This is a genomic window from Acetobacter estunensis, assembly GCF_011516945.1.
GTDB classification, from domain to species: domain Bacteria; phylum Pseudomonadota; class Alphaproteobacteria; order Acetobacterales; family Acetobacteraceae; genus Acetobacter; species Acetobacter estunensis.
On record NZ_WOTH01000021.1, the window covers coordinates 1 to 21,905 of the forward strand.

20 protein-coding genes are annotated in these 21,905 nt (G+C 59.7%); 6 read left to right on the plus strand and 14 right to left on the minus strand.

The annotated features are described in order from the left end of the window. Positions 1–515: 515 nt before the first annotated feature. Both GOB87_RS10360 and GOB87_RS10365 read left to right on the plus strand, forming a co-directional pair. On the plus strand, positions 516–839 hold the full coding sequence (locus GOB87_RS10360; protein ID WP_166316269.1) for a hypothetical protein: 324 nt from the start codon (positions 516–518) through the stop codon (positions 837–839). A gap of 209 nt (positions 840–1,048) precedes the next feature. Beyond that, positions 1,049–2,197: a DEAD/DEAH box helicase gene (locus tag GOB87_RS10365; protein ID WP_166316272.1), complete on the plus strand. Its 1,149-nt coding sequence runs from the start codon at positions 1,049–1,051 to the stop codon at positions 2,195–2,197. A gap of 9 nt (positions 2,198–2,206) precedes the next feature. Here GOB87_RS10365 and GOB87_RS10370 read toward each other — a convergent pair whose 3' ends face one another. Genes GOB87_RS10370 through bioF form a run of 4 tightly spaced genes read right to left on the minus strand, consistent with a single transcriptional unit; the run spans position 2,207 to position 6,612 of the window. Next, positions 2,207–3,331 (minus strand): sulfotransferase family protein, encoded by a 1,125-nt coding sequence (locus GOB87_RS10370; RefSeq protein WP_166316275.1) that lies wholly within the window; start codon positions 3,329–3,331, stop codon positions 2,207–2,209. Beyond that, positions 3,328–4,776 (minus strand): dethiobiotin synthase, encoded by a 1,449-nt coding sequence (bioD, locus tag GOB87_RS10375; protein WP_166316278.1) that lies wholly within the window; start codon positions 4,774–4,776, stop codon positions 3,328–3,330. Before bioD ends, GOB87_RS10370 begins: the two co-directional genes overlap by 4 nt. Then, a complete protein-coding gene (locus GOB87_RS10380; protein ID WP_166316281.1) occupies positions 4,763–5,422 on the minus strand; it encodes an alpha/beta hydrolase family protein in 660 nt (219 codons plus the stop codon). The genes bioD and GOB87_RS10380 overlap by 14 nt, the downstream gene beginning before the upstream one ends. After that, positions 5,422–6,612 carry an 8-amino-7-oxononanoate synthase gene (gene bioF / locus GOB87_RS10385; RefSeq protein WP_166316284.1) on the minus strand — a complete coding sequence of 397 codons (1,191 nt, stop codon included), beginning with the start codon at positions 6,610–6,612 and terminating at the stop codon, positions 5,422–5,424. The genes GOB87_RS10380 and bioF overlap by 1 nt, the downstream gene beginning before the upstream one ends. 103 nt (positions 6,613–6,715) lie before the next feature. On the opposite strand from bioF, the gene GOB87_RS10390 reads away from it, so the two are divergent. Then, positions 6,716–7,999: an adenosylmethionine--8-amino-7-oxononanoate transaminase gene (locus tag GOB87_RS10390; RefSeq protein ID WP_166316287.1), complete on the plus strand. Its 1,284-nt coding sequence runs from the start codon at positions 6,716–6,718 to the stop codon at positions 7,997–7,999. A gap of 153 nt (positions 8,000–8,152) precedes the next feature. Here GOB87_RS10390 and GOB87_RS10395 read toward each other — a convergent pair whose 3' ends face one another. The 7 genes from GOB87_RS10395 to GOB87_RS10425 form a co-directional block, all read right to left on the minus strand. Further along, positions 8,153–10,042, minus strand: coding sequence for an N-acyl-D-amino-acid deacylase family protein (locus GOB87_RS10395; protein WP_166316290.1), 1,890 nt, complete (start codon positions 10,040–10,042; stop codon positions 8,153–8,155). 151 nt (positions 10,043–10,193) lie between these two features. Then, on the minus strand, positions 10,194–10,643 hold the full coding sequence (locus GOB87_RS10400; RefSeq protein ID WP_166316293.1) for a molybdenum cofactor biosynthesis protein MoaE: 450 nt from the start codon (positions 10,641–10,643) through the stop codon (positions 10,194–10,196). A 7-nt stretch (positions 10,644–10,650) separates the two neighbouring features. Beyond that, on the minus strand, positions 10,651–10,914 hold the full coding sequence (moaD, locus tag GOB87_RS10405; RefSeq protein ID WP_166316296.1) for a molybdopterin converting factor subunit 1: 264 nt from the start codon (positions 10,912–10,914) through the stop codon (positions 10,651–10,653). 26 nt (positions 10,915–10,940) lie between these two features. Then, on the minus strand, positions 10,941–11,594 hold the full coding sequence (locus tag GOB87_RS10410) for a hypothetical protein (protein WP_242006306.1): 654 nt from the start codon (positions 11,592–11,594) through the stop codon (positions 10,941–10,943). Positions 11,595–11,765: 171 nt separating this feature from the next. Further along, positions 11,766–12,371: a CDP-diacylglycerol--glycerol-3-phosphate 3-phosphatidyltransferase gene (pgsA, locus tag GOB87_RS10415; protein ID WP_166316299.1), complete on the minus strand. Its 606-nt coding sequence runs from the start codon at positions 12,369–12,371 to the stop codon at positions 11,766–11,768. A gap of 97 nt (positions 12,372–12,468) precedes the next feature. After that, entirely contained in the window at positions 12,469–14,388 is a 1,920-nt protein-coding gene (gene uvrC, locus GOB87_RS10420) for an excinuclease ABC subunit UvrC (RefSeq protein ID WP_166316302.1), read from the minus strand. Positions 14,389–14,681: 293 nt separating this feature from the next. Further along, the gene (locus tag GOB87_RS10425) at positions 14,682–15,743 is read right to left on the minus strand and encodes a dipeptidase (RefSeq protein ID WP_166316305.1); all 1,062 of its coding nucleotides are present in this window, start codon (positions 15,741–15,743) and stop codon (positions 14,682–14,684) included. Positions 15,744–15,895: 152 nt separating this feature from the next. Between GOB87_RS10425 and GOB87_RS10430 the strand changes: the two genes are divergently transcribed. Both GOB87_RS10430 and GOB87_RS10435 read left to right on the plus strand, forming a co-directional pair. Continuing rightward, entirely contained in the window at positions 15,896–16,690 is a 795-nt protein-coding gene (locus tag GOB87_RS10430; RefSeq protein WP_166316308.1) for an exodeoxyribonuclease III, read from the plus strand. Positions 16,691–16,711: 21 nt separating this feature from the next. Continuing rightward, a complete protein-coding gene (locus tag GOB87_RS10435) occupies positions 16,712–17,176 on the plus strand; it encodes a hypothetical protein (protein WP_166316311.1) in 465 nt (154 codons plus the stop codon). Between the two features lie 40 nt (positions 17,177–17,216). Here GOB87_RS10435 and GOB87_RS10440 read toward each other — a convergent pair whose 3' ends face one another. Beyond that, the gene (locus tag GOB87_RS10440; protein ID WP_166316314.1) at positions 17,217–18,380 is read right to left on the minus strand and encodes an aminotransferase class I/II-fold pyridoxal phosphate-dependent enzyme; all 1,164 of its coding nucleotides are present in this window, start codon (positions 18,378–18,380) and stop codon (positions 17,217–17,219) included. Between the two features lie 135 nt (positions 18,381–18,515). Then, positions 18,516–19,235, minus strand: coding sequence for a response regulator transcription factor (locus tag GOB87_RS10445; protein ID WP_166316317.1), 720 nt, complete (start codon positions 19,233–19,235; stop codon positions 18,516–18,518). Positions 19,236–19,523: 288 nt separating this feature from the next. On the opposite strand from GOB87_RS10445, the gene GOB87_RS10450 reads away from it, so the two are divergent. Continuing rightward, complete coding sequence (locus GOB87_RS10450) at positions 19,524–20,063, plus strand: L,D-transpeptidase family protein (RefSeq protein ID WP_166316320.1); 540 nt, start codon at positions 19,524–19,526, stop codon at positions 20,061–20,063. On the opposite strand, the gene GOB87_RS10455 is transcribed toward GOB87_RS10450, so the two are convergent. Beyond that, entirely contained in the window at positions 20,038–21,846 is a 1,809-nt protein-coding gene (locus GOB87_RS10455) for a cation:proton antiporter (protein WP_166316323.1), read from the minus strand. The genes GOB87_RS10450 and GOB87_RS10455 overlap by 26 nt on opposite strands. Between the last annotated feature and the right edge of the window lie 59 nt (positions 21,847–21,905).

Consider the following 21,905-nt stretch of genomic DNA (forward strand, 5'->3'; position numbering starts at 1 on the left):
GAACAATCAGAGACCATTCTTCGTCGCTGATATCAGACGGATATGGTTTGCGTGCAGTATTCATCAATCTGTTCTGCAACACTCACGCCAGAAAGTACATAACACCCTTTAAGCTTCATATGTCGATCAAATGAAACGAACGAAACCGTTCTTTTTCATCATTTTTCAATGAAACTTTTCTGGCCATACAGCCCCTTGAGACCACTGAAACCGACGACCCAAAATTAACCCATACAATTCAATGGAATACAGCCACGCTCCCCTTTTCAGAAGTGAGAAATGTGGCTGTACATTGCGTGCTTTTGTGGATTTTGTACTTTTTTATATACGATATACATAAAATAAAAACTTATTATTCGACATAGTTCTCTTACAAAAATACCAATCAAAATCCCTGAATATCCGGTCGAAACACGATCCATAAAATCTATTTCTATGACTAATTACGGCAACACCAAGCTTAACATGCCAAGCGATCGGATTATCACCTTCGTTTTTCAATAGGCACCGCAATAATGGAGATGTTCACCACGATCACACAAGAAAGAGAGTATTTTATGCCTCGTGCACTGAAATGGTCTTCGGAACAGGACGAAAAACTTTCCTTTCTTCTTGAGAAAAAGAAGATGACACTCCGTAATGCTGCCAAGGAATTGGGGGTAAGCCGGAGTTTCATCCATCGCCGTTCCCAGAAAATGCAACGAGAAACCCATTTTCGTGCTTGCAGTAGTGTACGGGAACAGGCCGGGCTGGAACCATTGGCCGTTGGACATCCCATAAGCTGGCGCGCCATCCAGACGCGGCGCCAAGCCCGGACAGAACTTCCTCTGGCCGCCTGAAGACCACCATTACACGGACACACTTCGCACCCCGGGAACCCGATCTATCGCGTGGGAGAACAATGGGGCCTCGGGGCGGGTGTCTCCCCATGGAGGGAAAGCCGCATGGCATCCCTCCCGCCCTTCTGGCATATGCAGGAACTTCTTCATGATCCGATCGTGTCCGCCTCTGCTTCGGACCCGTGTTTCGACCTCGTCAGGAAGCCCGCATGGCCGCCTCTTCTTCTGCCCCCGCTCCCTCGTCCGTCGAAAACTTCGATGGGTTCCGCCTGTCCGCCAAGCTTATCGCGCAAACACGCAGGGCCGGACTGAAAGAACCCACGCCCATACAGAAGGTGGCCATTCCTCTTCTTCTGGAGGGCAAAGATGCCGAAATCCTAGCCCCCACCGGCACAGGCAAAACGGCAAGCTACCTTCTTCCCGTCCTCGATTTTCTCGAACGTCGGAAAAATGCAGGCGCCCTCGTCATCGTGCCCACGCGCGAACTGGCCCGGCAGGTCTCCGAAATGGGGAAAACCCTTGCTCCTTCGCAGGAGTTGCTGCCCTGGGCCGTCTATGGCGGCGAACAGGAGGGCGCCCCCCCGACCGAAGATCCACGGTTGATCGTGGCCACCCCCGGTCGCCTGCTCGATCTGCTGCGCAGCGAACGTCTGGACGCAACGTCGTGCCGTTTTATCGTTCTGGACGAAGGGGACCGTCTGATGTCCGGCGAGTTCCGCGAGGAAATGCTTGCCATCGAAGCTCTGCTTCCGCGCGAACGACAAACAGTCCTCGTGTCTGCAACAGGCTCCCCCCAGACCCGTGAAGCCGCTCGCTCGTTTCTGCATAAACCCGTGCAGATCGAACCCCTGGAGGAAGAACGGCCGCAGGTGCGCCAAGCCATGATCTTCGTCGATCAGACGCGCAAACCCGCTGTTCTGGAAGCACTGCTTCGCAAACACCCTGACCGCAGCGCCATTGTGTTCGTAGCCACCCGTGACGACGTCCACACCCTGACCCGCCATCTTCGCAAGCAGAAGCTCAACGTCGCGGAACTGCACGGCAAATTAGGACAACCAGCCCGTAATGCCGCCATCTCGGCCTTTTCAAGCGGCAAGGCGTCCATTCTTGTCGCCACGGACATTGCCGCCCGTGGACTGGACATCGGGCAGGTGGAACAGGTCATCAACGCGGCCCCTCCCGAACAGGCCGATACTTACCTGCACCGCATCGGTCGAACAGGACGCGCGGGCCGCAAAGGCTGGGCGGTAACGCTCTGCGCCCCGGAGGAACGCCGCGCTCTACGCAATATCGAAGCGTCTCTTGGCGTAAAGCTGAAAGTGCTTCCCACCCCGGAACCCCTCTCCCGCAGTCGTTAAAAAATGCGCTCAGGCGTTCTTGGGACCATCGAAACGCTGACGCGCATGTTCGCAAACACGCCGGTCATAACAGGTAAAATCGTCCAGAAGGCCAAGAATATCGGCGCTCAGGGCCTCATACTTCACCGCACGGAACGGTGTGACCGGGTTGCGAATGGAGTGTTCCAGCACGTTCACCCGCGGCGCACGCTCAGGCGCATCCGTACCCAGCCTATGCGCCAGACTTTGCAATGACGCATCGAGATCATCCGCAAAGCCCACGAAATCCAGACTGTCCAGAGCAGCGCACGCCAAAGCAACCGCCCGCTCCGGATCGTCGCGAAGCGGGTCTGATTTCTCCGTCGCGTACAGTCCGGTCAAGCGTCGGACATAGAGATTATCAATGAAGTTTCGCACGCGGACCGTGGGATGCGCCAGAAAATCAGCCAGCCCATGCTCGTGCGCAAACTGCACTTCCGGCGCCCTATCCACCGTGTTGGCCCGCCAGTAGTAATAAAGCGAAAGTATCCGCTCGTTGGGGTCACGCAGGATGGTGAACGTGAACGGATGCACTTCCGTTCCCTCGTCAATCTGCCGCAAGGCGGGCAGATCATAGTGCCCCCACACCAACGCGGCCGCATGAGCCGCCTGCCGGGCGCCCTCTCCGTCATGCGCGGGTTGAATGTGTGGCGGGATGTTCCGATGAGGGTCCGGGTCGATCTGACGCGGATGAAACTTCGCGGCAAGCCATGTGGTCAGCGAGGAACCGGCTGTCTTTTCCAGATGCAGAAAACGCACCTTCCGGCCCGTCCAATGCTGCTGAGGATCGCCCAGCATCTGGCCGTGCGTCAGGCGTCCGCGCTCCAGCGCCTGTGGATCGGCCGCCAGCATTGCCGCCCGCCCAAGATAGGGCCGCGCTGCTTCCACCATCGCGACACCACGCAACAGAGGTGGCAGCCCATAAGCACCGGAATTGAACCCCTTGGCAAAAGCCTCCTGCTCCTGAGCCGTCGGCCAGCGCCCAATGCTCAGACGTAAAAGCGCGGGCGTAGCGGTCTTGAGAAAAGCCACCTGCCCGAATGAGCGAACACGTCCCGCCGCCTCGCTCCGTAGCCATGCCGCACGACGAAGGAGCATCCCCGATCGCTTTGTCATTGCGCTTGCCCCGCAATGGCCGACCATGCTGGAAAACCGCGCGCTACATCAGCCACAATTTCCGACGTCACCCCGGAAAAGGCCGGGATCTCCGCCAGCACACGCACCTTCCCATGCCGCTCGATCGCGTCCCGATTTCCTGCGTTGGGAGATCCGTTGAGCACCACACCCGCCACGACCATTCCCCGCCGCCGCAACGCTTCCAAACTGAGCAATGTATGATTGAGCGTGCCCAGTCCGCTGCGCGCGACGAGCACCACAGGCAGACCGAAACGCTCCGCCAGATCGATCATCATCGTGTCCTTTGTCACCGGCACATCCAGTCCGCCCGCACCTTCCACAACCAGAGGCCGCTCGGACTGCTCCATCGGCAGACGCAAAGCCGACACATCGGCGCTGCGCCCTTCTTTTTCAGCCGCCGCTTCCGGGGAAAGAGGAGCGAGAAACGTCATGGCGGGTGGAACGATCCGGTCCGCACCCACCTTTGCCAAGCGGATCACTTCGGGCGTATCGCCCGCTTCGTCAGCCAGTCCTGTCTGGAGCGGTTTCCAGTAAAGAGCGTCCCATGCCTGCGTCAGACAGGCGGAGACAAAAGTTTTCCCCACACCAGTGTCCGTGCCCGTGACAAACACGCCCGCACGTGGAGGGGCACGAAACAGGCCAAACGCCAGATCCCATGTCAGCACGGCTCCCGTGCGATCGAACGCCCTCACCACGTTTCGCAACAGGCGCGGCGACAGGTTCGCGGAGATGTTGCGCGCATCCGGCTCGGTCGCACCGATCTGCTTCAGCCCCCGCAGAAAAGCCATGCCTCCATTTGTGCGCTCGACAAGCGTTTCGAACGACCACTGCGTGGCCAGCCGACCACAGGGCCAACCGTTCCGCAACTGATCACGCGATGGATAACGCCGGATGGCGGGGATGCAATCCGACATGTCATGTGCCGCGCGCCACTCATGGAAACTGTCCCCCGCCAGCGTGCTGACCGCCAGCAGCCCGCCCGGGGCCAATCGCTTCGCCAATGCGGCCAAAGCCTGTTCTGGAGGCTCCACCCACTGCACGGCCAGATTACCACAGATCAGGTCGAACGCCCCTGTCACTTCGGCACTTCCGTCTGGGTCAGCCGCATCCATGCGGATGAATGTCACATTGTGCAGACCACGCTCCGCCGCACGCCGCAGCATCGCGGCCGAGAGGTCGGTCGCCACAATTTCCGCCTCCGGCCATATGGCACGGAGCAGAGATGTGAAGAATCCCGTGCCGCAACCGAACTCCAGAATACGCCGAACCTCACAGCCATCCTGTGCCACACGGATACGCTCCATAAGAGCGCGTCCGGTCACACGCTGCACCATTGCCGCTCCGTCATAATCCTGCGCCCGATCGAATCGTTGCGCGATGAGAGCACGGTCCTGCGCGGTCTGGTGGTGGTTAGGAATGACCATCGGCACGCGCCTCGTTCAGGATATCGGAAATGAATGTCGCACAGAGGGCCGGCGCGGTGAGAGGCAGGAGATGTCCGCCGGTCTCTTCCCATCGAATGCACGAAGGCGTCACGCCTGCTTCTGTCATGGCCGGTGCAACAATCGTATCATCACGACTGGCCAGAAGCGCATGCACACTTCCTATCCGCGCGCGCGCGTCACCCTCACGCAGCAGACGCAATCCTTCGGAAAGCCTCTCAATATCTGGAGAATGTTCTGGAAGAACATCTTCCGTCTGGGCCGTTTCATTTCCACAGTTTTTCCGAAACTGAGTCAGAACGGCACCGGTGTCCCGCGTCAGTCCCCGCTGCATACGCTCCAGCACCCGTGGCGCAACGCCCTGAGGAAAATCCGGTGCCTGCGAAAAACGGGCAAAGCCGTTGATCCCAATCACCCGACTGCCAGTTGGCAGTTCGGCCTGCGTGAGCAACCACAACAGCCCCAGAGAATGTCCCACCGCCAGAACAGGCTCATCCGTGGGCATGTGCATATCGGGAGACCCAAAAAACCCAAGATCAACAGTCTGATGTTCACAAGAAAGAACCTGACGCACCCTGCCCCACATGGTGGCATCAAACCCCCAGCCGTGCACCAGAACCACCCGCATCACGCTCTCCCGCACAAGCGGATGATCGCCTTCGCCAGACGGATGACAGCTTCCTCATCGTGTGCGCTGGACAGGCTGATCCGCAGGCGGCTTTCACCCTGCGGAACAGTGGGCGGCCGGATGGCAACGGCCAGCATACCCTCCGCCTCCAATCCTGCTGCGATCCGCAGGGCTTCGGATGCCTCTCCTATCATGACCGGCACGATCTGCGTGCTGGACGCGCCCGTATCGAATCCCGCACTCTGCAGATGGGAGCGCAGTATTTCTCCATAGCGGGCGACACGCTGGCGGTCCTTTTCCAGAGACGGTAACAAATCGAGCGCCGCATCCGCTGCCCCCAGAATGGCAGGCGGCAGCGCCGTGGAATAGATGAAGCCCGAAGCCGCGTTGAGCAGCCAGTCACACAGAGGAGCGGACCCGGCGACGTACGCCCCCATGCCCCCCAGCGCCTTGCTGAACGTTCCCATGACCAGATGCACTCCGCCCGGCGCCTCACACGCCAATCCGGCGCCGTTCTTTCCCAGAACACCCGTCGCATGCGCCTCGTCCAGACACAGGAACGCGCCGTATCGTTCCGCCAGCGCCGCCAGTCCCGGCACATCGGCGCGATCTCCATCCATACTGAACACGCTTTCCGTCAGAATCAGCCGCAACCCCGGCTGGTCGAGGCGCGCGCGCAAAAGCGTTTCCAGATGCTCCAGATCATTGTGCCGGAAGCGTATCTGCCGCACACCCGCCGCCGCACATCCCTGATGCAGACTGGCGTGATTCAGCCGGTCCATGAACACCAGAGGAGACGCGCCCATCTGCTCCACGGACAATCGCGCCAAGGCCGGCACAAGCGAGGCATTCGCCTGCCACCCGGAGGCGAACAACAGTGCTGCCTCCGTCCCTTTGAGGCGCGCAACCTTTTGTTCCACCTGTTCATGCAGCGGACGCGTACCAGTCACAAGCCGGGACGCTCCGGCACCGGTGCCATACCGCTCCGTCCACTCGATGGCACGGGTGCGCAGGACTGGATGCCGGGAAAGACCGAGATAATCGTTGGACGAGAAATCGATCAGTCGCGTTCCATCTGCGCGCACGAGCACATCCGCACCCGAAGGCGTGAACGGCCGCACCACGCGTCGGCGGTGGGTGGCGGCCAGCCCATCGAGGGCCTGCTGGAAAAGGAGGTCGAACTGCTGCATGACACGAAAGTGGTGCCGGAGGGCGTGCATCGGGTCAATCGTGACTGTCCACTATCCATGCTAGAAAGACGTCCCACACCGCGTTCCCCGATGGAGATGCCCCTTGTCCGCGCCCGATTGGTATGAAGCCGGCTTGCCACACATCTGGCTGCCTTACGCCCAGATGAAAACCGCCCCCGCACCGCTGGCGGCCAGCGCCACGCACGGAAGCCGCATCACTCTCACCGATGGCCGTGAACTAATCGATGGCGTCGCCGCGTGGTGGACGGCCTGCCATGGCTACAACCATCCCCATATTCGCGCCCATGCCGAAGCACAGCTTGCCACCATGCCGCATGTCATGTTCGGCGGCATGGTGCACGAACCCGCGCTGCGTCTGGCCAGCCGTCTGTCCGCCATGCTGCCGGGCGATCTGGAACGCGTGTTCTACACGGATTCCGGCTCCGTTGCCGTGGAAGTCGCCATGAAGATGGCGATCCAGTACCGCATCAACCGAGGCGAGGTCGGGCGTGTGAAAATGCTGGCCTTCCGCGGCGGCTATCATGGCGACACGCTGGCCACCATGGCCATCTGCGATCCCGAAGAAGGCATGCACCATCTTTTCGCGGGCGTGATGCCTGCACAGCATGTGGTGGATCTGCCCCGCGATGAGACCAGTACGGCAGCGTTCGAAGCCTTCGTTACAACTCACGCGCACGAAATCACCGCCATCATCGTGGAACCGCTCGTACAGGGCGCGGGCGGAATGCTCTTTCATTCTCCCGCCGTGCTGCGCAGATTGCGCGAAAGCGCGGACCGTCACGGCCTCCTTCTGATTCTCGACGAGATTTTCACGGGGTTTGGTCGCACAGGCAGCATGTTCGCCTGCCAACAGGCCGGCATTGTGCCAGATATCATCACTCTCTCAAAAGCCCTGACCGGCGGCACCATGGCGCTGGCGGCCACCGTTGCGCGCCGTCATGTATATGAGGCGTTTCTTTCGGATAATCCGGAACATGCCTTGATGCATGGGCCGACTTTCATGGCCAATCCCCTCGCCTGTGCTTGCGCCAACGCATCGCTTGATCTGTTTGAAAGCACGCCACGTCTGGAACAGGTGGCCGCCATCGAAACCGCCTTGCATGAACAACTCGAACCCTGTCGCGCATTACCCGGCGTGAAAGATGTGCGTGTGATGGGTGCAATCGGCGTAGTGGAAATGGACAAAATCAACGATCCGGCGGCCCTGCGCACGCGCTTCATCTCGGAAGGCGTGTGGATCCGACCTTTCCGTAATATCGTTTACCTGACACCGGCCTTTACCATTCAGCCCGATGAACTGCGCTCACTGACGCGCGCTATCGAACACGTGCTCGCGACTGATAATGCCAAACGAAATGAGAGATGAGTCGTCGGGAGCCGTTCCTTCCCGCGCTTAGACAAAGATCAGGATCTCTATCTAAGTCTTCTAAAACACCCTGAACAGACAAACATAGTTCACTCCAGAAAGATCTATCCCGTCCCGGCGCGATGGATCTTTCTGAGCGAACCGATCTTCGCTTCAGGCGAATGTTTGTTCAGACGGATGATTATGACCCTTCATCACACGTCCATAAGCCGTGCGACCAAACTCATCCGCATACTCCGCGCCGTCCCATGCCACGCGACCACCAATCATGACATTGCGCACCACATTGTCTGGCCGATTGATCACCTGTTTGCACCCAAACTGCTCACGCTCGACAAAACGATAGGTCGCCTCAGGATCCCATTTTTCCAGCGCCACTGGATCGACCACGCAGATATCGGCCTGCGCCCCCACCTTCAGCCGCCCTGTGTTCAGACCCAGAAACTCCGCCGGCAACGCCGTCAGACGATGAATGGCCTGCGCCACTCGCTCCAGTCCCTCTGACTGCGCGATCTTCAAAACGCGCAGATTTCCATCATAAAAACCGATATTGGCCAGATGCGCGCCACTGTCATTGAAACCGGGCAATGTCTGTTCATGGAACAACAGATCCCGCAGAACCTTTCCATCCCGATTGGCAATGATGGTCTCCCAGCGCAAATCCGTGTCCCATTGCCGAAAAAGATGAATCAAAAAAGCGGCGTCATCGCCTATGGGATCGGGAAAAGTCGCGAAAAAATCTTTCTCTGCCGGACTGATGGCCCCTTCCCGCCCGCTGGACGCCTGAAACATCACCAGTCGCCGATAGGGCTGTTGCAGCGTTTCCCCAACCCATTCGGGAAGCGGACAACCGGCCACACGCATATCGGCAAGATCACGTGTCAGCACAACATCTTCCAGACGCAACGCCCGCATCAGACGCGCAAGGGAAAAACCCGCCTTTCCTTTCAACCACATATGCCGAAAAGACTTTACCCATGCAGGATCATTCAGAATACGTGCCCGTCCTTCCCGATCCTCGAATTCCATTTCATTGAGTTCTCTGAACTCCGGAATCTCATCGGCCAGAGGATTGATGGCGCCGTCACTCCAGATGCGGAATATGCCCGTCAACGCCTGAAACCGAAACTTCCCCTGCAACGCACATGAATTGAGGATACGTGAGAGCAGCATGCACAGATGGCGGGCCGTCCGGTTGGTCTGAAGATCCAATGCCGCCAGCACCGTCGTCCGCAGCGGTCGACCGTATAACCGTCCGCTGGTCAGCAGAAAACTGCGAATGGCGGCAACAAAGTCATCCTTGGGCGGCGTAGCCTGCCATAACCGGTCATAACGCCGCACGATGTCCGTCAGACGTTTCAGTTCACGGAAGCCCGCATACTGTGTTGGGATTCTTTTACGTTTATTCGGTGCATTCGCGAGAAAATGAAACGGCAAAGCGTCAGTCGAAAATCCGGCATAGCCCTCCTCCATCCCCATCTCCAGCAGGGATTCCATCCGCGCGAGTTCTTTACGGGTTGGAGATCGGCTGACGGATCCGTACAACCCCATCACTTCGATCCGCAGCATCGAATGGGGAATCATCGGAACGACATTGGGACCGAGCGGCAGGCTCTCTAAATGTTGCAGATAATCCCGCGAATTCGACCATGTACAGGTGTCGGCCACACGTTTCAGCACAGTTTTAGGCATGTTCTCGACACGGGCAAAACAATCCACGATGGGATCTTCCCCGTCGCGACGTTGATGCCCATAAGTCACGCCGATGGAACAGTTGCTCATGATGACCGTCGTGGTGCCGTGACGCACCACTTCAGGTAATTCCGGTGCAAGTTCCACTTCCAGATCGAGATGGGTGTGAATGTCGAGCATCCCCGGCATGACCCACTGACCCTGACATTCTATTTCCTGTGTGTCAGGACCAACGTCCAAATGCGGACCGATGGCAGAAATCCGACCCTCTTTCACAGCCACATCGGCAACGACCGGCAGACGCCCCGTACCATCGAAAAACATGCCGTTGCGATAGACGATTCCCGTCATCTTTGCCTCCGGGCGGCAAGAACGGACATGAGCAGGATCGCGCGACCGTTATTCCGCTTTTCCAAACATAACAATTCATGAACAGTCGGGTTCCGGCAACGTCCGCAGAGAACCAGCAGCCAATACGGATCAGCGTATCGGAACGATCGGCTCACCAGTTAGCGGCGGCAACCTCATCTTCGGCGCGGCTTTCCACCCAAACGCGCCGTCCATCCGCAAACTCTTCCATCTTCCAGAAAGGCGCGCCCGTCTTGAGACGATCGATCAGGAAACGGGTGCCATTGAGCGCTGCCGCCCGATGTGCCGCCGCCGTCAACACCAGCACAATCGGCTCACCCACCACCAGACGCCCGACCCGGTGAATGACGATGCATCCGGCAAGTGAAAACCGGGCCACGGCTTCTTGGGCGAGTGCCGTCAGCACGTCTTCGCACATACCCGGATAGTGTTCCAATGTGAGCGCCACGAGACCATTACCGCCACGAACCACCCCCAGAAACGAGCCGACACCACCCACACCGTCACTTTCCGTCAGCAGGCGCGCGGTCTCTTTCCCCATGTCAAAGGCAGACTCACCCACCACAATTCTGATCAAGGGCATGGTGCGCTCACCCCCCCGTCATAGGAGGGAAAACCGCCACCTCATCTCCGGCCTGCACTGGAGCGCTCAGATCGGACAATTGACGATTGACCGCCACCCGCAAGGTTCCGGGTCCAGAAAGTGCTGCATCCAGTGTCGGGTCCACTTTACGGCGTTCCATAAGAAGAGCGCCCACTGTCCGCGTATTTTCCGACAGAGTCAGAATGTCGCGGGAACGCCCCATACGTTCACGCAGGGCTGCGAAATAAAGAACAGTAACATCTGCGCTCATGTCGCTCCCTTCCGCATACGTCCCTCTTATTGAGGCGGCGGCGTCACCGTTGTCTCACCCGGCACAAGCGGCGTGACAGGCACCACCATTTCGGTCTGACCGGAACCGGGCGTCGTCGCCGAATGTTTGACGGCCTTGTCAACGGACCCGTTGCCCACGGCCCCTCTGTCATGATGCAGCGTTGAACTCTTTACAGTGCTGATCGAACCATCGGGATGAATGACCGTTGTCGTGCCATCGCCATTCGGAATTTCGATGGTGGAATTGGGTGATTTCGCACCCGCTCCATATTTTCCGGCCACATCGGGTTCCACACTCGGCAGAGAAGCCGTAGCCCCTTTCCCGGAGAAGGAATCGTCCACGTCCTCGCCCAGAGAGAGATGACCGCCATCGGGCAGTTCCCCCTTCTGACCGTCCATCCCCGCCACCGTATCATGATCGGACGCGACATCGGAAAGAGACGGCAGCGGCTTGGGCGCACCCGGCCAGATGTTGCCGCCATCCGGCAGGATGGGAGCCTCCGCGAAGGACTGGCCGCGAACACGACGGATCGTCTCCGAAGTACCCGCTGGCGTGTTGGGGTTCTCTCCCGGCAGGGTTGCCGTGTCGGTCAGCCATTTATCAAAGCCGGAGCAGCCGCTCAGAACCAGTAATGTCGCTACGAGAGCGGCTCTCCGCATAAGGTCGTACCTCGTCCAGATGACTGACGCGCGGCACCACCGCCGCCCTGTTTGCTCACACCTGATACAAGGATGACCGTCTCAGGTAAATTACCACTTACCCACCATGCGGTTATGAGGCGCCTTTTCGCAACAGTGTCGCATATCCGGCACGCCTGCTCACAGGGGAACTCAGCCCACGGACCCACCGTTGGAAGCTCCCGCGGGCCGCTCCACATGTCGCAGCCCCGCCATGAGATAATCCCACCCCGTGATCAATGTCAGCACGGCGGCAATCCACAGCATCAGCGATCCCATGAGGGTGACCGGCAGCCACGGCATATGGAGCAGCACGCCCGTGCTGTCCCCCGCCAGCAGAAAACCGATGGCTGTCATCTGAAAACCGGTCTTCCACTTGGCCAGCCGTGTGACCGGCAGACTGGCCCGCGTGCCCGCCAGATACTCCCGCAAACCGCTGACAAGTATTTCGCGACAAAGAATGACAATGGCCGGCCACAATGCGCCGAACTGGGAAAGTCCCCCCAGACCCGCCAGTGTCATGAGCGATGCGCCCACCAGCAACTTGTCGGCAATGGGGTCCAGCATACGCCCGAGATCGGACTGAAGCTTGCGCGAACGGGCCAGATGCCCATCGAACCAGTCTGTCACCGCCGCAGCGATGAACAGCAGACACGCCGCAGCCGACGCTTCCGGCCGATTCATGGCCACAAGAGCCACCAGCACCGGGATCGCGACGATCCGCGACAGAGTCAGGAGGTTCGGCAGATCGGTTATCATTCTCCGCACGTTACTCCACTTGCAGACGAACCGAAACGGCTCTGCCCCGAGAAATGCGTCCTATGCAATGGCAATCGCGTGACGCAATACGCGCGCCTCACGATGGCGCCCAATCCGGATGGAAGTGTCCATAGATCGTGCGCGCCGTCTCACGGTTAATGCCCGGCGCCGCCTCCAGTTCCGCAAGCCCCGCCTGACTTACCCCACGTGCTGAACCGAAGTGGTTCAACAGCGCCCGTTTGCGGGCCGGTCCCACACCGGAAATCTCATCGAGTTCTGACTTCACCAGTTTTTTCGAGCGTCCGGCCCGGTGGGTGGTGATGGCGAAACGGTGCGCCTCATCGCGCAGACGCTGGAGGTAGTAGAGCACCGGATCGCGCGGCTCCAACTGGAATGGCGGCGCATCGCCCGTATGAAACCACTCCCGCCCAGCGTCGCGATCCGGTCCCTTGGCAATGGCCACCAGCTTCACATCCTGCACACCCAGCGAATCGAGCACCTCGCGCACGGCGGAGAACTGCCCCGCGCCTCCATCGATCAACAGCACATCGGGCCAGTCCGCCGAACGCGCCACACCTTCCTCCGCCGCCTCTTTCAGCGCCCGCCCGAAACGCCGCTCAAGCACCTCGCGCATCATGGCAAAGTCATCGCCCGGCGTGATCGGTCCCTTGATGGCGTATTTCCGGTACGAGCGACGATCGAAGCCTTCCGGCCCGCCCACGATCATCACACCATACGGGCTGGTGCCCATGATGTGGCTGTTATCGTAGGTTTCGATCCGCTGAGGCGGTGCGTCCAGCCCGAAGACCCGCGCGACACCTTCCAGAAGCTTTGCCTGCCCAGCACTCTCGGCCAGCTTGCGTTCCAGCGCATCGCGGGCATTTGTTTCGGCATGTTCGACCACGTCGCGCCGCTCGCCACGCTGGGGGCGCAGGATCTCCACCTTGTGTCCGCGTCGGATGGAGAGAGCCTCGGCCAGCAGGGCCGCTTCGGGCACGTCCCGATTGACCAGCAACAGCGCTGGCGGCGGCTTGTCGTCATAGAACTGCGCGAGAAACGCCGCGAGAATATCGCCTTCACTCTCATCCTTTGTGTGGACCGGGAAGAACGAACGGTTGCCGTTGTTTCGCCCACCCCGGATGAAAAACACCTGAATGCAGGCCTGTCCCGCCTGCTGCCAGACAGCGATGACATCACCGTCGCGGATGGAGGATGGATTGATGACGCTCGAATCCTGCATGGAAGCCAGCGCGCGAATCCGGTCACGCAGAACCGCCGCTTTCTCATAGTCCAGCGTGGCGGCCGCCTCTTCCATTTCCTGAGCAAAGCGAGCCTTCAGGGCATTGTCTTCACCTGAGAGAAACTCCTTCGCCTCCTTCACAAGTCGCGCGTAGTCCTCCTCGCTGATCCGATCCACGCACGGCGCGCAGCACCGCTTGATCTGGAACAGCAGACAGGGCCGCGTGCGGGAGGAGAAGACCGAGTCCGCGCAGGTCCGCAGCCGAAAGACCCGCTGGAGGATGGTGATGGTCTGGTTCACCGCCCAAGCCGAGGCAAACGGTCCCCAATAGCTCGCCCCTTTCTCCATCTTGCCGCGATGCTTGGCGAGTTGTGGAAATGGGTGCTGCTCGCTCAGCATCAGCCACGGGTAACTCTTGTCGTCGCGCAGCAGAATGTTGAAGCGCGGCTTCATGCGCTTGATGTAGTTGGCCTCAAGCAGCAGGGCTTCGGCCTCGGTGTGCGTCGTGACGATCTCCATCGACGCCGTCTCGGACACCATTCGCCGCAGCCGCTCCGGCAGGCGCGAGACGTGCGTGTAGGACGTCACGCGCTTTTTGAGCGCGCGCGCCTTGCCGACATAAAGCACCTCCCCCTTCGCGCCGAGCATCCGATAGACACCCGGCGAAAGCGGCATGGTCTTGAGAGCGGCGTGAATGACCTCAACCCCCGTTACAGGAGTCGCGGGATCAGGCTGCACGGATTTTTCGCCCGTTCCTCCAAGGGTTTCCTCAGTCATGGCCATTCATCCACCGAAGCTGTGGATAAGTCTGTGGGAGATAAGATGACAGATTGATGGACCCCTTGGTTTTCTGCCTCGAACACTGGATTGCATAAAATTTAATCAGACCAATCAACCTATTGATTTTGTTTTGTTTTGAAGGCTGACATCCAAAAGACACCCCTCGAATCGCTGGAAACGCATTGAAACAACCCGAGTCAATCCCGGACGTGGACAAAATTCACCGAATACAGTCGAACGTCCTTGACCGGGCACGGTCCCGCTTTGTTCCATGCCGCGAATCCACCCTTTCAGAGACCTTTCTCCGCAGCCTCCTCGCCCTTGCGCAGAAGACGTCGGAAGTTGCCGCCCCAGAAGGCCGCGATCTCGCTCCGGTCATATCCACGACGCATCAATTCAGCCGTGAGAGCGGGCGACTCCGCCGCATTCGCCCAGCCATCGAGCTGACCGCCACCATCGAAATCCGATGAAATCCCCACATATTCCGGCCCAAGCCGCTTCACCACATAATCGAGATGATCCATGTAATCCGCCACCGTCGCCCTGCGCCCCTGAAGCTCGGACCGTGGACGCAGGAAGCCGCCGATCGCCGTAATCTGGATCAGACCGCCACTGGCCTTGAGCGCATCAAGCTGCACATCGTCCAGATTGCGGGGGTGATCGCACAACGCCCGCACGCAGGCATGTGTCGCCACCACCGGCACGGATGACACCTCGACCGCCTGCAACATGGTCGCGCGGGCCGTGTGCGACACGTCCACCAGCAGCCCCAACCGGTTCATCTCGGCAATCGCCTCGCGCCCCAGCGCCGACAGGCCGCCATGCCGTGCTTCGGCGTCACCCAGAACACGGCTCGGTTGCCCGGAATCGGCCAGTGCGTTGTGACCATTATGGGTGAGCGTCACATAGCGCGCGCCGAGGGCACGGAATTGCGCCAGCATCCCGATATCATCGCCCATGCCGTAGCCGTTCTCCACACCCGGCACGACCGCAAGCACCCCATCCCGATAGGCCGCCTCAATCTCATCCACTGTCGGACACACGCGGACCGTGATGCCATTGCGCGTGCCCTGCATGCGGTTGATGGCATCCAGCATGGCCAGCGTTTGCTCCTGTGCCGCCGCATGACCCTGAGCATCGACCTTCCCCTGCGGGATGTACGCCACGAAGCAGCCTGCCGAGAGATGACCCCGCTTCATCTTGGGAAAATCGACAAAGCGATCTGTCGTATCGAGAAACGCATCGTCACGATCCGGCCACGGGATATCGATGTGGCTGTCCAGCGTGAGCAGCGAACGATGCAGGGCGAGCACGTCCTCGGTGACGGGCGCGGGAGAGCAAAAAGAGGTCATGACTGGGAAATCGTATCCGGCGAGAAGGTTTGCAAGGGCGCGCCCGCAACATGGGCTAAGTTCCGCACCTTGCCCCGACGCATGTGACGCTGGCCAGAGGTGACGGAATCACCCTTGCCCCCCGGCCCCGTTTGAGCGATCAACGCCGCCCCATGCGCATCGTGACCTGGAACATCAACTCCCTCCGCCTTCGTCTGCCGCTGCTGGCCGAACTCGACCGGCAATTGCGGCCGGACGTGATCTGCCTTCAGGAAACGAAGGTGCCCGACCCTCTGTTCCCTCACGAAGCTCTGAAGGAACTGGGCTATCCGCATCAGGTCCGGCGCGGCATGAAGGGTTATAACGGCGTGGCCATCCTCGCCCGACAGGCGCTGGAGCCGGTTCTGGACACGCCGGACTGGTGCGAGAAAGGTGACTGCCGTCACGCTGCCGCCCGCATCGAGGGCGAAGACGGTCCTGTCGAGATTCATAATTTTTATGTCCCGGCAGGTGGTGATATTCCCGACGAGGACGAAAACCCCAAATACGCCCACAAGCTGGCCTTTGTGGATCAGGTGACGGCGTGGTTCGAAACACACCACCTCGCCCGAACGGTCATCGTGGGCGACCTCAACATTGCCCCGCTGGAAAATGACGTGTGGAGCCACAAACAGCTCCTCAAGGTCGTCAGCCACACACCGCCCGAAACGACACGTCTGAATGCATGGCTGAACACCGGCTTTGTGGACGCCATGCGCCACTTCATCCCGTCGGATGAGAAACTCTATACGTGGTGGTCCTACCGCAACCGCGACTGGAGCGCGTCCAACCGCGGGCGGCGGCTGGACCATGTGTGGATCACGCCCGATCTCGTCGCGTCACTGCACGGCATGCAGGTGATCCGTGAGACGCGAGACTGGGCCTCTCCCTCGGACCATGTGCCGGTGATGATCAATCTGGGCGCGTAAATTCAACAGGAGCTTTTGATTATGTGCGATTGGGAAAGCAACGTCGCTACCTACCTTACGCTAGACGGCAAGGTCTTTATTGCACCACAATTTGCCATTGCATACGACAAGGAGCGTCAAGAGGGCGGCACTTGTCCGGATTTCGTGGCTCTTGACCTCGAAAATAAAGAAATTATTGTTGTAGAAGTAACAGCAAACGCGAACATCAACACGCTTCTAAAAAATATTAGAGAACGTGAAACGCGTTGGTATCAGCCCATTCTTCGCAAACTGGAACAAACAGCCATCACTGCGTCCTTCGACAAGCCGCCTCGTTTTCTCGGCTTTGTACGAAAAGATGTTCTTAAGAAAGCAGAAGAGGCTTTCCCAGATGCTCACGACATCACGTTCGTTCCATTGGAAGATGTGGCTTTTCTCTGGTCCTACTGGGATAAGCGCATTGAAGGTGGATTGCCACGCGGTATCTACAGCCAAAACCACGCCTGATCCAACCTTGGAGGGAGCCGTAATGCTCCCTCTTTTGACTTCACGCAGGAAACAACCGGTCCACCTGTTGAAAGAACACCTGCATCTCCTCACGTGACCCGAGAGTGATGCGCGACACATTCGGCCAGATCGGCCAGTTGCGACCGATGATGACGCCCTCCTTCGCAAAAGCTGCCGCGACATTCTTTGCGGGATGGCCCCAATCCACCATGATCATGTTGGCCACACTGCCGGGGACAAACGCGATGCGACGTTTCGTCAGATGCGCTTCCACCTCCCGGCGCACCGACGCCATGTCCTCGCGCCGCTGTCGTATCTTCTCCGGTGACAGAAGACTTTCCCGTGCACCCGCCAGCGCAGCGACATTGATCAGTTTGGTGGCGGTCTCCCCATCGTAGCGCATCATGCGGCTGTGCAACTCCGGATGCGCGAAACTCAGTCCCACCCGCAATCCGGCCATGCCGAACAATTTGGAAAACGTTCTGAGAATCAGCAGATCCTTACGATCCTTGAGTAATGGAAACGCGCTCGGATTTTCGGAAAAATGGATATAAGCCTCATCCACCAGAACGACCGCATCGACAGGTTTATGCTCCAGAAGCCACCTGATCTCATCGAGAGGTGTCGGCGTTCCCGTCGGGTTATTGGGCGAACATATATAATAGAGGCCAGCCTGCGGATTGGCCGTCAGCAAACTCCTCGCACGCGTCGCATAACGTCCCTCTGCCGTCAGCGGCACGCGCTGCACCGGTATGTTGAGATATTTCGCCACCGCCCACGGCACTTCAAAGGTGGGATCGACCGTCACCAATCCGCGCTGTGGTGAGGCGAACGATGCCACACTGCGGATGAGAGGGTCCATCGACCCCTGCCAGACAAGAGCATGATCCAACGGCACCCGTTCGGTCACGGCTACAGTTTTCAGAAACGCCTCATGTACATGACCCGGATCGTAACGGTTGCCCTGAAGGATTTCCTGCTGCGCCACCTGAACTGCCTGCGGAAATGGCCCGGTCCAGTATTCATTCTTGTCCAGGAAAACAGAGTCGGTCGGCGAAGGAGGTGTCTGTGCGTGGGCTGACGGCACGAGACTGGAAAAGGATGCGCCCACACTGAACAGACCAGCAAGCTGGCCGAATGTTCGGCGCGAATATTCCGGCGTGACAGTATCCTGTCGGAGCCGACCGCTGATGATATGTGGCATAGGCGTGCATCCCCGTCGTCACTTCAATCTTACCCGACAACAGACCAGCTTTTCAGACGACAGAAAACGTGCAGACAACATAAAAAAACCGCCCTTCCTTTCGGAAGGACAGCTGACATGCAAAAACTTTCGCTCTCACACTGCTGGTGGCACGCCACCTTCAGGATCGAGACGGTAACCACCGCCTTCCGTAATCAGCAACGTGGCATTGGACGGATCGGGCTCGATCTTCTGACGCAGGCGATAAATGTGCGTCTCAAGCGTATGTGTGGTGACGGCAGCGTTGTAGCCCCACACCTCGTTGAGCAGCACCTGACGCGGCACCGGACGGGTGCCCGCGCGATAGAGGAACTTGAGAATCGCCGCTTCTTTCTCCGTCAGGCGAATACGGCGGTTACGGGCCGTCTCGACCAGCAGCTTGGCGGAGGGACGGAACGTGTAAGGCCCCACCGTGAAGACCGCGTCCTCGCTGTTCTCGAAAATACGAAGCTGCGCACGCAGGCGGGCCAGCAACTCGGCAATGCGGAACGGCTTGGCGACGTAATCGTTCGCACCGGCATCAAGCCCACGCACAACGTCCGCCTCATCGTCCGATCCGGTCAGCATGATGATGGGCATGCGGATGCCCTCGCGCCGCAACTCCATGCAGAAGTCACGACCGTCACCATCCGGCAGGGTAACGTCCAGAATGATCGCATCGAAGCGGGAGTCGGGAGCTCTGATCGCCTCCCACGCTTCCGCTACGGACGCGGCTTCCACAGCCTGAAATTCACCATCGACCTGGAGCTGCTCGACAAGCATCTGCCGTAGCGTCTGGTCATCATCGACGATCAGAATTGGACGTGCGCCCGACATTCGGTACCTCTTTCTTCTTGGGACCCACCTAAGCGCCCTGCTTCCCCGCGACAAGAGCATCTGGTTGCCCTGCCGCACCAAACAGCAGACAACCGCCCTTCAACACCCTATCACGGTGTCGTGACAGACTGGCACGAAACGGATGACAACGCCATTTCCGTCCGCCACCATTCCGCCTGCAAAGCGATCAGCCTTGTTCCCGGCAAACCGTCTTCCTCCGCCTCTGCGCGTCGGAGGCCGGACATTTCCGGGAATAACATCGCCCAGAAAAGCCCGGATCATTCCCTTATGATACATGCGACTCTCATCCCCGAAAGCGGCAGCACTGCACGACTGCATTGCGCGGATCGGATTCTCCCCGCCGTGATCGGGGCCGCAGGCGTCACTCTGCACAAGCAGGAAGGCGATCATGCAACCCCCGTGGGCCTGCTTGCCCTGCGCAAGGTGCTCTATCGCGCGGATCGTACCAGTCGCCCGGAGATGGGCGCTGTCACACCGGACGGGCGCCCCCTTCTGCTTGAACCCATCGGCCGACACGATGGCTGGTGCGACGATCCGACATCTCCCGATTACAACCGGCAGATCGCGCTTCCCCACCCAGCCCGTCATGAAGATTTATGGCGCGAGGACCACCTCTACGACCTCGTGGGCGTGTTGGGATACAACGACGCCCCACCTGTGCCGGGACGCGGGTCGGCGATCTTCCTTCACCTCCAGTCACCCGACCGCAAACCGACGGAGGGCTGCATCGCTCTGACGGAGCCGGATCTGCGGCTGGTGCTCGCCATGGGACTTGCCTCCATCACGGTGCAACCGCCGGGGGCATGAAGGACACCAGCACATCTCCCTCCGTCAGAGATGCAGAAGGACCGTCTTCCACTGAGCGGATACTGAACCCCGAGCCGGGTTTGAGAACGAGAAAGTCCAGACGTTCATCGGAAGCCTGAGCCAGCACCGCCATGTTGGCCTCCGTCACAGGCTCGGCGCGAAAGCGCCAGCCGTCCTGCCAGAGAGTGTCCAACAACGTGAAATTCCACGCCGGTTCGCCCAGCACCTTGCCGCGCGCATCCCGGCTGAGACCCCGATATTCATCCAGACGTTTGATGCCGGGGCTGACCTGATACACCCGCGCCCGCCCGAAATGCGGCATGAGATGTGCGCAGACCATGCCGTTGTAGATGGCATCGGGTGTTACGGTAATCAGATAATCCGCCGGAAGTTCTTCCAGACTTTCCGCACCGGCCTCCGACAGCATCTCAGCATGCAGCACGGCCACGCCTGCCCGCTTGGCCGGAACCAGCGCCCGGGCCGACGTGTCCACCACCGTCACAGGCGTCCCGGCTTTCTGCGTGACCACCGCCAGATCGCGTGACCACGGGCTGGCGCCCACGATCGCCAGAGCCGGTACGTTGGAAAGCGTCAGATGCAGTTTCCGGGCGAGAGGCCGCAACGAGAATCCATGCAAAAGCATGGTCGCCGCGATAACCGCGAACACGGCCGGCATGACGAATTCCGCGTCGGCAAATCCCCCTTCCGTCAGGCGGATGCCCGATACACCGGCCACGGCCGCCGCCACGATGCCGCGTGGCGCGATCCAGCCCACGAAGATGCGCTCGCCCGTGCTCAGACCGCTGCGGAGCGTGGCAAGGTAAATGCCAAGAGGGCGGACAAGGAAGGTCACCGCACAGGTGAGCGCGAAGATCGACCATGACAGTCGCTCCAGCACGACCCGATGCAGATCCGCCGTCAGCAGGATGAACAGGAGCGAGACGATGAGCACCACGAGGCTCTCTTTCATTCGCTGCAACTCATTCAGCCCCGGCACCTTCATGTTCGCCAGCGCCATGCCGAACACCGTCGCCGCCGCCAGCCCCGCGCCGTCCATGAACAGGGAACCGAGGCCGTACATCGCCAGCGCCATCGTAAGAAGGAGCGGCATCTTGAGCGTCTCGGGCATGAGATCGCGCACGAATAATTCGCGCACGCTCCAGCCGCCGCCCACTCCAAGACCGATGGCCACCACCAGACTGATGACCACATGCAGGAAGATGCTGACGAAATGGACAGAGGTGTCCTCGCTCGGCCGCATCAACAGAACTTCGAGCACCAGCGTAGCCAGAATCGCGCCGATCGGATCGTTCACGATGGCTTCCCATCGCAGGAAGGCCGCAATCCGAGGCCGCAATTTGGCCTGTCGCAGCAGCGGCAGCACCACCGTCGGTCCCGTCACCACGACGATGGAGCCGAACAGGAATGACGGCCCCCATGTCAGTCCACCCACGTAATGCGCCGCCGCCGAACCCAACACCCAGTTGATGGGCAGCGCCACCAGCGTGAGCCGCAGAACCCCCTCGCCCGCCTCCCCAAGCTGGCGAAAATCGAGTGCTAGTCCGCCCTCGAACACAATCAGCGCCACCGCAAGCGAGACGACCGGATGAAACAGCGGACCGATCAACTCATCGGGATGAAGGACGCCCAAGCCCGGCCCAAGCAGAAGCCCCAGACCAAACAACAGCACGATGGCGGGGAGATGAAACTTCCACGCCACCCATTGCGCCGCCATGCCACCGCAGAACACGAGAAAGACCAGACAGGCCGCGTCCTGACTCATGAAGCTGTTCCGTTACGTGATGTGGCCATGGGCCCTCCCTTGCATCTGCTCACCGCCAG

Coding starts and splice junctions, on each gene's coding strand:
- GOB87_RS10360 (WP_166316269.1), top strand. CDS start 516: ATGGAGATGTTCACCACGATCACACAAGAAAGAGAGTATTTTATGCCT.
- GOB87_RS10365 (WP_166316272.1), top strand. CDS start 1,049: ATGGCCGCCTCTTCTTCTGCCCCCGCTCCCTCGTCCGTCGAAAACTTC.
- GOB87_RS10370 (WP_166316275.1), bottom strand. CDS start 3,331: ATGACAAAGCGATCGGGGATGCTCCTTCGTCGTGCGGCATGGCTACGG.
- bioD (WP_166316278.1), bottom strand. CDS start 4,776: ATGGTCATTCCTAACCACCACCAGACCGCGCAGGACCGTGCTCTCATC.
- GOB87_RS10380 (WP_166316281.1), bottom strand. CDS start 5,422: ATGCGGGTGGTTCTGGTGCACGGCTGGGGGTTTGATGCCACCATGTGG.
- bioF (WP_166316284.1), bottom strand. CDS start 6,612: ATGCAGCAGTTCGACCTCCTTTTCCAGCAGGCCCTCGATGGGCTGGCC.
- GOB87_RS10395 (WP_166316290.1), bottom strand. CDS start 10,042: ATGACGGGAATCGTCTATCGCAACGGCATGTTTTTCGATGGTACGGGG.
- GOB87_RS10400 (WP_166316293.1), bottom strand. CDS start 10,643: ATGCCCTTGATCAGAATTGTGGTGGGTGAGTCTGCCTTTGACATGGGG.
- moaD (WP_166316296.1), bottom strand. CDS start 10,914: ATGAGCGCAGATGTTACTGTTCTTTATTTCGCAGCCCTGCGTGAACGT.
- GOB87_RS10410 (WP_242006306.1), bottom strand. CDS start 11,594: ATGCGGAGAGCCGCTCTCGTAGCGACATTACTGGTTCTGAGCGGCTGC.
- pgsA (WP_166316299.1), bottom strand. CDS start 12,371: ATGATAACCGATCTGCCGAACCTCCTGACTCTGTCGCGGATCGTCGCG.
- uvrC (WP_166316302.1), bottom strand. CDS start 14,388: ATGACTGAGGAAACCCTTGGAGGAACGGGCGAAAAATCCGTGCAGCCT.
- GOB87_RS10425 (WP_166316305.1), bottom strand. CDS start 15,743: ATGACCTCTTTTTGCTCTCCCGCGCCCGTCACCGAGGACGTGCTCGCC.
- GOB87_RS10430 (WP_166316308.1), top strand. CDS start 15,896: ATGCGCATCGTGACCTGGAACATCAACTCCCTCCGCCTTCGTCTGCCG.
- GOB87_RS10435 (WP_166316311.1), top strand. CDS start 16,712: ATGTGCGATTGGGAAAGCAACGTCGCTACCTACCTTACGCTAGACGGC.
- GOB87_RS10440 (WP_166316314.1), bottom strand. CDS start 18,380: ATGCCACATATCATCAGCGGTCGGCTCCGACAGGATACTGTCACGCCG.
- GOB87_RS10445 (WP_166316317.1), bottom strand. CDS start 19,235: ATGTCGGGCGCACGTCCAATTCTGATCGTCGATGATGACCAGACGCTA.
- GOB87_RS10450 (WP_166316320.1), top strand. CDS start 19,524: ATGATACATGCGACTCTCATCCCCGAAAGCGGCAGCACTGCACGACTG.
- GOB87_RS10455 (WP_166316323.1), bottom strand. CDS start 21,846: ATGAGTCAGGACGCGGCCTGTCTGGTCTTTCTCGTGTTCTGCGGTGGC.